This is a genomic window from Sphingobacterium sp. UBA6317, assembly GCF_002440385.1.
Classification (GTDB): domain Bacteria; phylum Bacteroidota; class Bacteroidia; order Sphingobacteriales; family Sphingobacteriaceae; genus Sphingobacterium; species Sphingobacterium multivorum.
The window spans coordinates 312,677-326,036 of sequence record NZ_DJTD01000046.1 but is presented as its reverse complement, the minus strand read 5'-3'; the positions used below and the strand labels follow the sequence as shown (position 1 = coordinate 326,036).

At 40.3% G+C, this 13,360-nt stretch carries 11 protein-coding genes; 7 read left to right on the top strand and 4 right to left on the bottom strand.

Annotation, left to right across the window (positions count from 1 at the left end):
- Positions 1-66: 66 nt before the first annotated feature.
- The 4 genes from uvrC to B3E92_RS16300 all read right to left on the bottom strand — a co-directional run bounded on the left by uvrC (position 67) and on the right by B3E92_RS16300 (position 6,137).
- On the bottom strand, positions 67-1,866 hold the full coding sequence (gene uvrC / locus B3E92_RS16315) for an excinuclease ABC subunit UvrC (protein WP_115046553.1): 1,800 nt from the start codon (positions 1,864-1,866) through the stop codon (positions 67-69).
- 93 nt (positions 1,867-1,959) lie between these two features.
- Positions 1,960-4,230, bottom strand: a complete 2,271-nt coding sequence (locus B3E92_RS16310; protein WP_286709681.1) for a penicillin-binding protein 1A — start codon at positions 4,228-4,230, stop codon at positions 1,960-1,962.
- A gap of 240 nt (positions 4,231-4,470) precedes the next feature.
- Positions 4,471-4,950, bottom strand: coding sequence for a 2-C-methyl-D-erythritol 2,4-cyclodiphosphate synthase (ispF, locus tag B3E92_RS16305; protein WP_070570337.1), 480 nt, complete (start codon positions 4,948-4,950; stop codon positions 4,471-4,473).
- A 368-nt stretch (positions 4,951-5,318) separates the two neighbouring features.
- The gene (locus B3E92_RS16300) at positions 5,319-6,137 is read right to left on the bottom strand and encodes a glycogen/starch synthase (RefSeq protein WP_286709682.1); all 819 of its coding nucleotides are present in this window, start codon (positions 6,135-6,137) and stop codon (positions 5,319-5,321) included.
- Between the two features lie 148 nt (positions 6,138-6,285).
- Here B3E92_RS16300 and panC point away from each other — a divergent pair, with 148 nt between their 5' ends.
- The 7 genes from panC to B3E92_RS16265 all read left to right on the top strand — a co-directional run bounded on the left by panC (position 6,286) and on the right by B3E92_RS16265 (position 12,775).
- On the top strand, positions 6,286-7,146 hold the full coding sequence (gene panC, locus B3E92_RS16295; protein ID WP_201667161.1) for a pantoate--beta-alanine ligase: 861 nt from the start codon (positions 6,286-6,288) through the stop codon (positions 7,144-7,146).
- Between the two features lie 44 nt (positions 7,147-7,190).
- On the top strand, positions 7,191-7,541 hold the full coding sequence (gene panD, locus B3E92_RS16290) for an aspartate 1-decarboxylase (protein ID WP_115046550.1): 351 nt from the start codon (positions 7,191-7,193) through the stop codon (positions 7,539-7,541).
- A gap of 120 nt (positions 7,542-7,661) precedes the next feature.
- Positions 7,662-8,024: a hypothetical protein gene (locus B3E92_RS16285; RefSeq protein WP_145327559.1), complete on the top strand. Its 363-nt coding sequence runs from the start codon at positions 7,662-7,664 to the stop codon at positions 8,022-8,024.
- Between the two features lie 371 nt (positions 8,025-8,395).
- On the top strand, positions 8,396-10,732 hold the full coding sequence (locus B3E92_RS16280) for a TonB-dependent receptor (RefSeq protein WP_286709684.1): 2,337 nt from the start codon (positions 8,396-8,398) through the stop codon (positions 10,730-10,732).
- 14 nt (positions 10,733-10,746) lie between these two features.
- On the top strand, positions 10,747-11,214 hold the full coding sequence (locus tag B3E92_RS16275; protein WP_286897548.1) for a thioredoxin family protein: 468 nt from the start codon (positions 10,747-10,749) through the stop codon (positions 11,212-11,214).
- Positions 11,215-11,289: 75 nt separating this feature from the next.
- Positions 11,290-11,961, top strand: coding sequence for an FKBP-type peptidyl-prolyl cis-trans isomerase (locus tag B3E92_RS16270; RefSeq protein WP_145327556.1), 672 nt, complete (start codon positions 11,290-11,292; stop codon positions 11,959-11,961).
- Positions 11,962-12,181: 220 nt separating this feature from the next.
- Positions 12,182-12,775, top strand: a complete 594-nt coding sequence (locus B3E92_RS16265; protein ID WP_286897547.1) for an FKBP-type peptidyl-prolyl cis-trans isomerase — start codon at positions 12,182-12,184, stop codon at positions 12,773-12,775.
- Positions 12,776-13,360 lie beyond the last annotated feature (585 nt).

Here is a 13,360-nt window from a genome sequence, read left to right as displayed (position 1 = left end):
TGAAAAGTTCGTACGGAGACCTTTTTTACCGACCTCGAATGCACGAACTATTCTTCTTTTAAATTTTTACGTTGCAAAATATTCACGAAGTGCTTTAATCTGTTTCAGATTAAGCACTTTTTTTAGCTCTTCATCGGAGGCTTCCTTCACTTTTTTTACCGATTTAAACTCAGTTAATACTTTCTCAACCGTTGTTTTTCCAATACCCGGAACATTTTCCAGCTCTGAAACAAAGGTTTTGCGGCTCCGTTGATTTCTGTGGAAGGTGATTCCGAAGCGGTGTGCTTCATCCCGGAGATGTTGAATGACCTTGAGGGTTTCAGACTTCTTATCCAAATAAAGTGGGTACTGATCACCCGGATAGAAAAGCTCCTCAAGTCTTTTGGCAATGCCGATGACCGTTACTTTCCGTTCTATCCCCAACAAGCGCAGACTCTTTAAGGCTGCGCCCAGCTGCCCTTTTCCCCCATCGATAATGATCAATTGCGGCAAAGGCTGATCTTCATCCAATAATCGCCTATAGCGTCTAAAAACAGCCTCCTCCATCGTGGCAAAATCATTGGGCCCCTCCACGGTTTTCACATTAAAATGGCGGTAATCTTTCTTCGAAGGTTTTGCATCCTTAAAGACAACAATAGCCGATACGGGATAATTCCCCTGAATATTCGAGTTATCGAAACATTCAATATGTTGCGGGAGCACATTCATGCGCAGATCTTTTTGCATCTGCTTTAAGATGCGCTCCGTCCGAATATCCGGATTAAGCTTTTCATATTGCAACAGACGCTCTTTTCTAAAAAATGCCACATTCTTTTGGGAAAGCTCCAGCAATTTTTTCTTTTCCCCCAACTTCGGAATCGTAAATCGAATCCGTTCGTTCTCTTCAATATCCAATTCAAAAGGTACGATAATTTCCCGCGAGAGACTTTTGAAGCGCTCCCGAATCTCCGGTATGGCCAAGGCCAAAAGCTCCTGTTCACTCTCGTCCAAACGCCTTTTCATTTCGAGGGTCTGTGTCTGAATAATAACACCATTCATGACTTTCAGGTAATTGACAAAAGCGTAACCCTCGTCTGAAGCAATACTAAATACATCCACATTGGTAATGGATGAGTTGACCACCGTCGACTTGCTCTGGTAATTGTCCAGCTTATCCAACTTCGCCTTCATTAACTGTGCCCTTTCAAAATCCAAAGCCGCTGCTGCTGTGCCAATACTTTCCTTTAAACGATTGGTCACCACAGCAATCTTTCCGTTCAGAATATCCTTGATATCACTCAGGTTCTGATCGTAGTCGTCTTCGGACTGATACCCTTCGCAGGGCCCCTTACAATTTCCAATTTGATATTCAAGACAGATCTTAAACTTGCCTTTCCGTATGTTTTCCTGTGTGAGAGCCAAATTGCAGGTACGGAGGGGAAATAGTTCACGGATCAGATCCAATACAATATGCATCATCCCCACCGAAGGATAGGGGCCATAATAACGAGACCCATCCTTGATATATTGTCTGGTCCAAAAAACCCGCGGAAAAGGTTCGTTCTTGATGACAATCCATGGATAGGTTTTATCATCCTTCAACAGAACATTATACTTGGGCTTGTGTTTCTTGATTAATGAATTCTCAAGCAACCAAGCATCAATCTCTGTATCAACTATAGTAAAAGATATACGGTTGATCTTGCGAACCAAAACACGGGTTTTGCCATTCAGCTGATTTTCATTCACGAAATACGAACCGACCCGATTACGCAGATCCTTCGCTTTACCGATATAGATCAGCTCACTATTTTTATCAAAATACTGATAGACTCCCGGTCGATGTGGTATCTTTTTTAATTCTTCTCTATAATCAAATACGTCCATTACGTTCCAATATCAAACATGTTCAGCAAAAAGGCCAGACAACAAATCTCGAAAAAATTTATTATCTGGCCCAATGGTAATCGTTAAAATAACTTAGAAACCTAAGCGATCATCTTTTAGTTTAGTCGCATCTTTACCGCTTGAATCCGTAGATCCATCTTCGACATCTGAGCCACCACCGCCCCAATACTGATTACAGTCAATGACACGGGTAAGCCCACCCTGCGGTTGCTCAAAATCGCCCTTGGTATACTTCAGATTTGAATCTTTATATACTTTCTGCATATAGTACGCAAATACAGGCATCGCTGCTGCGGCCCCCTGTCCGTACTCCATCCTGTCGAAACTAATACCTCGATCTTCTGCACCGGTCCAAACCCCTGTAACCAGTTCCGGTGTGATACCAATAAACCAGGCATCTGAGTTATCGTTGGTTGTACCTGTTTTACCACCAATTGGATTGGTGAGCTTATACATCCATTGAATACGTCTCGCCGTACCTTGGGATACCACTTTTTTCAACATATCAACAATAATATAAGCAGATTCACTATTTAGGGCTTTTACGACCTTTGGTGCTTTATCATAGATCGGTGTACCATTTTTATCTTCAATACGTAAGATCGCAGTTGGCTCAATCCAGGTTCCTTGATTCACAAATGCCGAATAAGCACCCACCATATCAAAGACCGACGCTTCATAAGCACCTAATGAGATCGAAGGATAATTAGGCACATCACTTGTTATACCCATCCGTTTAGTCAATGCGGCCACTTCTGCAGCACCAACTTCGTGTACCAAATAGGCCGTTGCATAGTTTTGCGAATAAGCCAATGCCTTCGCTAAAGTAATCGGGTTCCCACCTTGTGCATTTCCTCTTGGCGTCCACCCATTATAGGTTTGTTGGTAATTGGGAATACTGTAACATGGTGAATAGCCGTTGTCAATCGCCACCGCGTACGTAAATGGTTTCGCCGTCGATCCGACCTGACGCGTACCCATTTTTACCTGATCATATTTGAAGTGGTCAAAATCAATACCACCAACCCAAGCTTTGATGTGTCCGGTCTTCGGCTCCATAGACATCATCGCATTGCGCAACATGAGTTTATTGTACTTAATGGAATCCATTGGCGTCATCATCGTATCAACACTTCCCTTCCACGTAAAAATATTCATCGGAACCTTTACATTGAAAGCCTTTTTGATTGCGTCTTCATTCAAGCCCTCTTCTTTCAAAATACGGTAACGGTCAGAGCGCTTCATTCCACTCATGAGCAGTTTGGCTTTGTCGCCTTTAAAAGCATCCCTATTTTTCCATTGTGCGGAAAATTTAGACTGCAATTGCTTCATCCATTCTTTTTGCGAATCCTCTGCATATTGCTGCATCGACATATTGATCGTCGTATAGATTTTCAATCCATCACGATCGAGGTCATACGGCGTACCATCTGGTTTGGTGATGGACAATTTTGCGAATTCTTTTTTGATTTCATCCTTTAATACCGCTCTAAAATAGGGTGCCAAACCTTCACCGTAATTTGCAATCTTCAGTTCTAAACCAAGTGGTTTCTCCTTCGCTTTGGTAGCTTCCTCTGCCGAAATAAAATTAGCGGCAACCATATTGTTCAATACTGTATTACGGCGCGTACGTGATTTTTCGGGGTACCGCACAGGAGAATATGCTCCCGGGCCTTTAAGCATTCCTACCAAAAGGGCTGCTTGTTCCGCCGTCAGTTTATCCGGAGTCGTATTGAAATAAGTCCGCGCGGCAGATTTGATTCCGTAGGTATTATAAGCACCAAAGTCTACCGTATTAAAATACATGGTAATAATCTCATCTTTGGTATAATTTCTTTCCAAACGAACAGCGGTAATCCATTCCTGAAATTTTTGGATGACACGCTTTAGAAAATTCTTTTGCCGTCCATCCGAAAATAGATTCAGAGCAAGCTGCTGTGTAATGGTACTTCCCCCCTGTTTGTTACCTGTCAAGGTGTGAAAGATAACTGTAAATGTCCGTGAGTAGTCTATCCCGGAGTGATCATAAAAGCGTTTATCCTCTGTAGAAACCAATGCTTTGACCAAATAAGGTGACAATTCACTATACTTTACATTGGAACGGTTTTGGACATAATACGTTCCCAATACCTTATGATCTTCCGTTATAACTTCAGACGCTAAATTACTTTTGGGGTTTTCCAAATCACTGAAGGAGGGTAATTTTCCAAATAGGCCAAGACGTATACTCAATATAAAGAGAAAACCTATCGCGACAATCCCGACGATAATTTTCCAAAAATTGAACGTATACCGCTTGACATCAGCCTCAGTAAGTTGATTTTTTTTTGATACTCGTTTCATCTATTTACTAAATTTCAGACGTAAATATTATTCATTGTAAAGACCGCAATGCAGAGACCATTTTTCCAACCGCAGTTGCATTTTGCAAACTTGGATAGGGCATCATTTTGATCTTTAAAGACTTCAATTAAGACATTAATGCACACTCTATCAGATAGTGTGCCAAGAATCCCTACTTTGGCAAAGGTATTACTAATTGGGCCAAAAGCAAGAATTTAAACGTGAAAATATTGTGGCGAACTACGCGCGTTCAATCAAGCAAACCGCATAGGCAACCACCCCTTCCTGACGACCGATAAATCCCATTGTTTCATTTGTTGTTGCTTTAATAGAGATGTCATCGATATCCAAACCCGTTGCTTCAGCCAGTTTAACCTTCATTTGTGGAATGTAGGGTTTTATCTTAGGAGCTTCCAGGCACAGCATCGCATCAATATTGCCAAGCGTATATCCCTTCGCAGCAATCAGCGCCATACATTCTTTTAATAACAATAAACTGCTAATGCCTTTCCAGCGCATATCTGTATTTGGGAAGTGGTAGCCAATATCTTCCAAATTGGCGGCGCCTAAAATGGCATCACATATCGCATGAACCAACACATCGGCATCAGAATGCCCAAAGGCTCCAGCATGATGCTCCAGTTGCACTCCACCAACAATAAACGGATGACCTTCTTTCATCTGATGGACATCAAATCCAAATCCTACCTTAATTTTCATTACACGAATTATAGCTATGCTGTCTGTTCACATCCTTAAGATATGCCCAAACACGCGATTTATATACACTAAATCGGCCAATGTATGCTATTTGATAAGCTAGCATAGGTATAGATCAAAACCGATTCATCTTCGCTGAGATTCCCTGGTATGAATAGCTAAAATCATTGACAGATTACTGCGAAGATAGCAATTCGCAGCTATATTTATTGCTACAAAAGGTTTCTGGCAGGTAGCGCAACGAAAATCATTGAAATAACGGTTCGACCAGAAGAAAAAGAGTCGCATAAAAAAAAGGCTATCCTTGAGAATAGCCTTTTTCTATATTATTGTCTGTTTGTTTTTCGAAACGCTTCGAAAGGTAAAGCTTAAGCTTCTACTTCTTCTGGCGCAAACTGATCATATACTTCTCCAAAAGCATCGTAGTCCTGATCGCCATTAGGCTCAAAAACCTGAATATCTTTTGATCGAGCAAAATCAACTATTTCCGTGTTGACATTTTCGTCAGCGACAACCACCATATCGGTAAAATGCAAAGCACCTTTGTAGATCGCCTCATAACTACCATCGCCGTACACCAGCGCATCCGCAGCTTTAAAGGAGCCCTCGGGCGCCATTTCAGCATACTTTGTACCTAATGTACCTTTAAATTCTTCATTGAACAAAGAGTACATCACTTTTGCATCCTTGAATGTAGGATCGTCTTTATACGTTGTCTTCACGTAAGCCGGTACCAAAGCAGAGAACCATCCATGACAGTGTACTACATCAGGGGACCAACCTAATTTCTTCACAGTTTCCAATGCTCCTTTACAGAAGAACACCGAACGCTCATTATTGTCTGCAAAGAATTCGCCATGCTCATCACTAAAAACTTTTTTACGCTGAAAGTAGTCTTCATTATCCAAGAAATACACCTGCATACGGGCCGCAGGTAATGAAGCAACTTTAATAATTAGCGGATTATCATTATTATCCACAACAATGTTCAAGCCTGAAAGACGAATAACCTCATGTAATCTATTTCGACGCTCATTGATATTCCCAAAACGCGGCATTAAGATCCGGATCTCAAAACCCTTTTCTTGCATCGCTTGTGGAAGTTGACGTGTAATTTCAGAAATTTTAGTTAATTCGAGGAAAGGCGACATCTCGTGAGTAATAAACAATATCTTCGTTTTTGCCATCTCCAGTTATTTTTATTTATTATTTTCGAACAGTAAAATCGGTCTACAAAGGTACGAAAAAAATACTTACTATGCAATTTACTATTAATCATCGTTTTATATTCCCAAAATATTATGCACCTTTGCCAACAAAAAACTAAATAGCAAAGTGGAAATTTTCAAAACGAAAGCATCTCTCCAAGCATACCTGCAAGAAGCCCGATCAACAGGTCAAAAAATCGCCCTAATCCCTACGATGGGCGCTTTACATGAAGGACATTTATCCTTATTAAATTATGCAAAACCGATCAGCGATATTCGTGTTTGCAGCATTTTTGTTAACCCCACACAATTTAACGATCCGAAAGATCTCGAAAAATATCCACGGCCCATCGAAAACGACATCAGATTACTGGAATCCGTCGATTGCGACATCCTTTTCTTACCAAGCGTTGATGAGATGTACCCCGATAAAAATGAGGCCTGGCATCTCGATCTTGGCGAACTGGACCAAATTTGGGAAGGCGAAAAACGCCCTGGCCATTTCCAAGGTGTCACCCAGGTCGTCTATAAATTATTTACATTAGTACAACCGGATATTGCGTGTTTCGGACAAAAAGATTTTCAACAGGTCATGGTTATCAAACGCATGATAGCCATGAAGGATCTCGCGATTCAATTGGCGATATGTCCTATCATTAGAGATCAAGACGGCCTAGCACTGAGCTCTAGAAACGCGCGCTTAAGTGAAGCTGGAAAAAGAACGGCTTTGGCACTCTCCCGTTCGCTGCAATATGTAAAAGATCATATACATGACCCTATCCCGCTAGCGGAAATAAAAGACAAAGCCCTACAGATTTTAACAGACACCGATGGGCTTAGCGTTGAATACTTTGCGCTATGTGAAAGTTCAACGTTAAAAGAAGTCAACCACATCGATTTCAGCAAGCAGCATGTCGCACTTGTCACGGCCTGGGTTGAAGGTGTCCGTTTGATTGATAATATGATTCTGAATAATTTGTCAAATTAATTGACAAATCTTTCAAATTCAGCAGAAAGCCCTACCTTTGCGCCATGGTAATAGAAGTAATGAAATCCAAGATTCACCGCGTTAAAGTCACACAAGCGGAATTGAATTATGTGGGTAGTATCACGATAGATGAAGATTTGATGGATGCCGCAAATATCATCGCTAACGAGAAAGTTCAAATCGTAAACAACAATAATGGAGCCCGTCTTGAAACATACGTCATCCCAGGGCAACGTGGATCAGGCATTATCTGTTTGAATGGTGCTGCGGCTCGCCTGGTTCAGGTTGGCGACATCGTCATCATCATTTCCTACGCAAACATGGATTTTGAGGAAGCTAAGAAGTTTAAACCTTCCGTTGTATTTCCAGACGACAACAATCATCTGATTAAATAATCAGGAAGCAAGTTAAGCTTAGCACATAGAAACTTTATAATTTTTTAATGAGTGGATCACGAATACTCACAAAATAAAATCGTATTTTTGAAGCGTTACCCTAAAAAGTAACGCTTTTTTATGTACCGAAAAACAACGAAATCCCCACGTCAGCTTATCGCATTTTGCCAATTGGTATTAATGTCGCTGATTATTATTTCGGGTGTTGTTTTTATGCACAAAGAGGTAAAATCAACCGGTGAGATTGTCATGCACACCCACCCTTATGATTTTACAAAGAAACAAAAGCCGCAAGAAACAGATGACCAAATCGAATACCTCAATGTCATCTATCACAATACCTACGTACAAACTGAATTTACCGTCCTTGAGCTTCCTATTGCGCGTGAAGTAAAAGAGGAACGCTATCATTTATTTTGTTCGGAAGCATTCACCACAACCATCGATCATTACCACTTACGTGGTCCCCCCAGCTTAGCATAAATCAAAAATCAAAGATTTCGAAGGTCTGCAGTACAGGGCGGCCAAACTCGTGTTGTGCAAAAAACAATATGTTAGCCATGCGCTCAATTGATTGGTCCAGTTGCTATGGAATGTAATACCTATCGATAAATATCTTTTGATACCATCTTTTCGTTGCCTCCTTTTCGAGCATTGTCTTTTCACAATGGCGAAAACGTTTGCTGAATAACCTCTGCGGGAGTTCAGTACGTTGCCTGGTATAAAGCACCTTACTAAAAAACAAGCCATTCGCCTGTTTTCGAGAAGTTTGCAATACCTCGAACGCCATTTATGCAATAGGAATAGACCTCGCTATATGAGGCTTAAATGTTTTAAATTTTTATCAAATTACGATGCTAAAGCAATACACATTATTGGCCACATTACTGGCTGGTACATCCACTATATACGCCCAGTCAAAACTTGAAGGCTACTTGTTCAATAAAAATCATGAAGCGGTTCCTTCCGGTACCCTGACCTTAAAAAACAGCAAGCTCGCGACAACATCCGATGCCGATGGCTACTTTAAGCTGTCTGCACTATCAACGCAAAAAGTAACCTTGAATATATCTGCAGTGGGCTATCGTTCCTTCAGCAAAGTCATCTCTTTAGACACGTTGAAGGCACCATTGCAAATCCAACTGGAGGAAGACAACCTCAATTTGGATGAGGTTGTGGTTTCAGCTACACGCTATGGCGTAAAACGTAAGGACGCTCCTGTGGTGGTCAATGTCATTGGTCCCAAATTATTTAATGCGACACAATCTGTCGCTATGTCGGAAACATTGAATTATCAACCGGGTGTACGGGTAGAAAACAATTGCCAGAATTGCGGTTTTTCACAAGTCCGGCTTAATGGTCTCGAGGGCCCCTATTCACAAATATTGATCAATAGTAGGGCGGTATTTTCCGCACTAAATAGCGTATACGGTTTGGATCAGATTCCAACCAGTATGATCGATCGTATTGAGGTTGTGCGTAGCGGCGGTTCGGCTTTATTTGGTGCCAATGCCATTGCAGGGACCATCAATATTATTACAAAAGATCCGGTAGAGAACGACTGGCAGGTCAAATCCACCAACTCACTTATTGGTGGCAAAAGCTGGGATAATACCGTTGATTTTAATACCTCAACCGTTTCGGAAGACCTCAAAAGAGGAGCCACATTCTACGGCATGCACCGTAATCGGGAAGCTTACGATGCGAATGGTGATGGTTTTTCGGAAATAACCAAACTTCGTAACACCACTTTCGGCACAAAATTATTTTACAAGCCGAGTGACCTGGATAAGATAACGGTTGACTTTAGCACCGTGAACGAGTTCCGCCGCGGTGGTGATCAACTCGATAAAGTACCCCATCTGACGCAAATCACCGAGCAATTGGAAACCAGTTCGCTTGTTGGCGGAATCACCTACGATCATTATTCCACCGATTATAAGCAAAAAATGTCCCTGTATGGCTCTGTGCAGAAAACTGTTCGCGACAGCTACTATGGCGGTCTTGGAGGCGGAACAACACTTGCCGACAGCACATTAGCCGCAAATGCCTATGGAAAAACAAATGATATCGCGCTGGTTGCCGGGGGACAATATACCTACAACTTTGAAAGAGATGTATTTACTGCCGGTATAGAGTTTTCATACAACGATACCCAGGATGAAATACCGGGGTATAAACGAACCATCGACCAGCAGAACAAGGGACTAGGCAGTTATGCCCAATACGAATGGAAGCCTTTAAGCAATTTTAAAACGTTAATCGGAGCGCGATATGATTATACCTATGTAGACGGAAAATATAGTCTTGCAGGTATAAATAGGAACTCAGATCAGCGCTTCGGCACCTTTAGTCCACGGTTGACCATCTTATACGATATCACAAAAGACCTCCAATTTAGAGGGGGTTATGCACGTGGCTTCCGTGCGCCACAGGCATTTAATGAGGACATGCATGTCACTTCCATTGGCGGAAACCAAGTCTTTGTATTGATCGGTGAAAATCTGAAAACTGAATACTCCAATGCGTATACAGGTTCTTTTAGCTACAATAAAAATTTCGGAAATGTACAAACCAGTTTGCTCGTGGAGGGATTTTACACGGATCTAAACAATCAGTTTGTCAACGTCATGGCGTCTGAAAAAGACGGATTGATTATCCAGGAAATGCAAAATGGTGAAGGAGCCCGGGTGTATGGTTCCAATATTGAAATCAATATCGCGCCATCCTCCTGGTTTTCTTTCCAAACCGGCGGGACGATCCAGCGCTCACGTTACAAGAAAGACCAAATCATCTATACAGGAAAAGAAGATGGGCAGGATATCCTCACCAAAAAATATGTCCGTACGCCCAACATTTATGGTTATTTGAATAGCAACCTGAAAGCAACCAAACAATTTGCGATCGATCTGACTGGAGTATATACGGGAAAAATGATTGTTCCACACATTCAAAATGATGTGATGACCCTTAAAAATGCCCGGGACTTTGTGGAATTAAATCTCCGCTTAGGCTACACCTTTCCAATACATAAGGATTTCAGCATCGAAATTTTTGGTGGAGTACAAAATATGTTCAATGCTTTTCAGAAGGACTTCGACAAGGGAGCGCTACGTGATTCAGACTATATCTATGGTCCAACACGCCCCCGTACTTACACGTTTGGACTTCGTGTTGGTCATTTTCATTAACATAAATTTGGGATATGAAGCATTTCCAAAAAATATATGTGCTCTTAATCCTATTCTTTTATCCGCTCTGCCACTATGGACAGGAGCGGATAAATTGGATTGATTTTGCGCAATTGGATTCACTCCTGGCCGTTTCACCACGCGAAACACTGCTCTTTATTCATACAGATTGGTGCAGCTACTGCCGAAAAATGGAACAGGAAATCTTTACAAAAAAAGAGATTGTCCAATTAATCAACAAGCGCTACTATGCGGTGAAGCTCGACGCAGAATCTATCGATGAGATTGCTTTTGATCGAAGCATATGGAAGCCCTTAAGCAAAAGAAAAAAAACAGGACAATTCCATCCTTTAGCTTTGCAATTGCTACAAGGGAGAAAAATGATTTTCCCAACTCTCCTACGTTTTGATAGTGAATTTCGGCTAAAAAACATACGACAAAAACACCTGAATTCAAAGGAGTTAGCTGTTTTTTTAGAATAATTTAACATTTACGTGTAGCGAACTCCATTATTCCTGCGTTTTGGATTTTATAATTAATACACACTTTAAGAAATTATGAAAAATATCACGAAATTATTAATGGCGTTTTTGTGTCTGGGAGTTCTATTTACGGCTTGTAATAAAGATAATATCGATTATGATGCATTGAATAGACAACAAATAGAAGCTGCTAGAAAAGAAAAAGCACGCAGGGATTCCCTACTAAAAATACAAGCTCCTCTTTTAGAGCAGTATGCCAAATCCAAATGGAAAGAAAATGCACGGTTTTCCGACTCCACAGGAATTTGGTACAAAGTAGAGCTTGCAACAGATAATTCAACACCATATAGTTATACAGGAAGTGTTGGCTATTATGGTCCACAAGCAAACGCGTGGTCTGCAACCTTAAACTTCAAAGGTGAACTAATGGATGGAACTGTATTCGACAAAAATACAGATGGTGTTCCTAAAGTTTATGACGACATCCGCGTTGCCATAAAAACTTATGGACAAGCGTGGGTGCAAGCATTTATTCCTACCATTATTAATATCCAAGGTCAAGATGTAAGATTTGAAGGTTTATTACAAAAAGGATTGCAAAAAGGTGATAAAATTAGCTTTATTGCTCCTTCTTACTATTCTTTTGATCAAGTGGAATATACAACGGGAAGCGAAAAGGTAACTGTTCCTAAAAATACACCGGTAGTATACACCATCGACCTAAAAGCTGTTGGCGCTGTTAAATAAAAAAATGAAAAACAATGCATTCATCAAAGCCATTTTCCTCGTGAGAATGGCTTTTTTGTAAGCAACCACCGCCGTAGTCCACGATCAGAAGTGTAAATTACTGTATCAAAATGTTAATTCTTACAGTGAAAACTTTTAACGAAGAAAAAATAATATACATTTGCAAAGCTACTTTCATAAATAAAATAGCTTTTCCTTGAAAAACCAATAAAAAAATACAATGAAAAAACTGTTATCACCACTATTCATGGGAATTGCAGCAATCGCTTTCCTTATTGTAAGCTGTAACAAAAGTGACGATGCGCCGGTTTATGATGCGAATGCACAATTTAAAACGGATTCTGTAACACTTAAAAATTACGTCAGCCAAAATTACCCTGATGCACAATACAACAGCGAAACAGGAATTTGGTATGAAATTCTTGCCGAAGGAACAGGGAACTATGAATATAAAGTGGTTGACACATTAAATGGCAAATACTTAAAATTTAAACCGACTGTAAAATACGTTGGAAAATTATTGAGTGGAAGTGTATTTGATCAAACTGATACTGCCAAAGAATTTGAAATCATCACAAATACGGGGTATCAGTATCCATTTTACAGCACTATTATTCCTGCTTGGACCTTCGCATTTGCTCCGCAAAAAATCGGTGACATGAAATTAGGCGGCTTAACAGAAAAAGGTCTACAAAAGGGCAGTAAAATTCATATCATGGCACCTTCCCTTTATGGATACCAAAACCAGGCTGTGGGAACTATTCCGGCAAACTCGCCATTGGATTTTGTAATTGAAGTAACGGATATCAAATAATTATCGCTTCTCTTGAAGCAACAAAGCATAAAAGCTCCTAAAATGACATCATTTTAGGAGCTTTTTAGTTCAGGAGGTTTTCAACGATTAATCTGTTTATTGGGTGATAGTTTTATATGCTAGCAAAATTATCCAAAAACTTAAAAGTAAGATAGATCTTAAAATTGATATATTTTAAGATCAACTTATACCTAAAAACAATTTTCAATGGCTTTTTAAACAGTGATCAGTCACTGATCATCCAGTATACACTGAGCAATCACTGAACAAGCACTGAACGATCACTGAACAAGCATTGTCAAAAGAGTTAATTTGATCACTATCTGATCCTAATTTGCCACTAAAAAAATAAAAGAGAAAAAGGGTAGAAGCTATACTTACGTAACAAAAAGAGCGCTGTTGTGCGACAATAGTATGATCCATAAACAACACCTTAAATTAATTAAACAAAGAAGGAAATTGAAACACGACTTGAAACAGGTGTCTAGAAAAAATAAAAGCTCGAAGTGGGGAACTCCGAGCTTTACCTAACCAATTATTAACCTAAATTATGAAAAGTTCTTTATATATTATTTTTAAATATCT

Coding starts and splice junctions, on each gene's coding strand:
- panD (WP_115046550.1), top strand. CDS start 7,191: ATGGTAATAGAAGTAATGAAATCCAAGATTCACCGCGTTAAAGTCACA.
- B3E92_RS16285 (WP_145327559.1), top strand. CDS start 7,662: ATGTACCGAAAAACAACGAAATCCCCACGTCAGCTTATCGCATTTTGC.
- B3E92_RS16270 (WP_145327556.1), top strand. CDS start 11,290: ATGAAAAATATCACGAAATTATTAATGGCGTTTTTGTGTCTGGGAGTT.
- uvrC (WP_115046553.1), bottom strand. CDS start 1,866: ATGGACGTATTTGATTATAGAGAAGAATTAAAAAAGATACCACATCGA.
- B3E92_RS16280 (WP_286709684.1), top strand. CDS start 8,396: ATGCTAAAGCAATACACATTATTGGCCACATTACTGGCTGGTACATCC.
- ispF (WP_070570337.1), bottom strand. CDS start 4,950: ATGAAAATTAAGGTAGGATTTGGATTTGATGTCCATCAGATGAAAGAA.
- B3E92_RS16300 (WP_286709682.1), bottom strand. CDS start 6,137: ATGGCAAAAACGAAGATATTGTTTATTACTCACGAGATGTCGCCTTTC.
- B3E92_RS16265 (WP_286897547.1), top strand. CDS start 12,182: ATGAAAAAACTGTTATCACCACTATTCATGGGAATTGCAGCAATCGCT.
- B3E92_RS16275 (WP_286897548.1), top strand. CDS start 10,747: ATGAAGCATTTCCAAAAAATATATGTGCTCTTAATCCTATTCTTTTAT.
- B3E92_RS16310 (WP_286709681.1), bottom strand. CDS start 4,230: ATGAAACGAGTATCAAAAAAAAATCAACTTACTGAGGCTGATGTCAAG.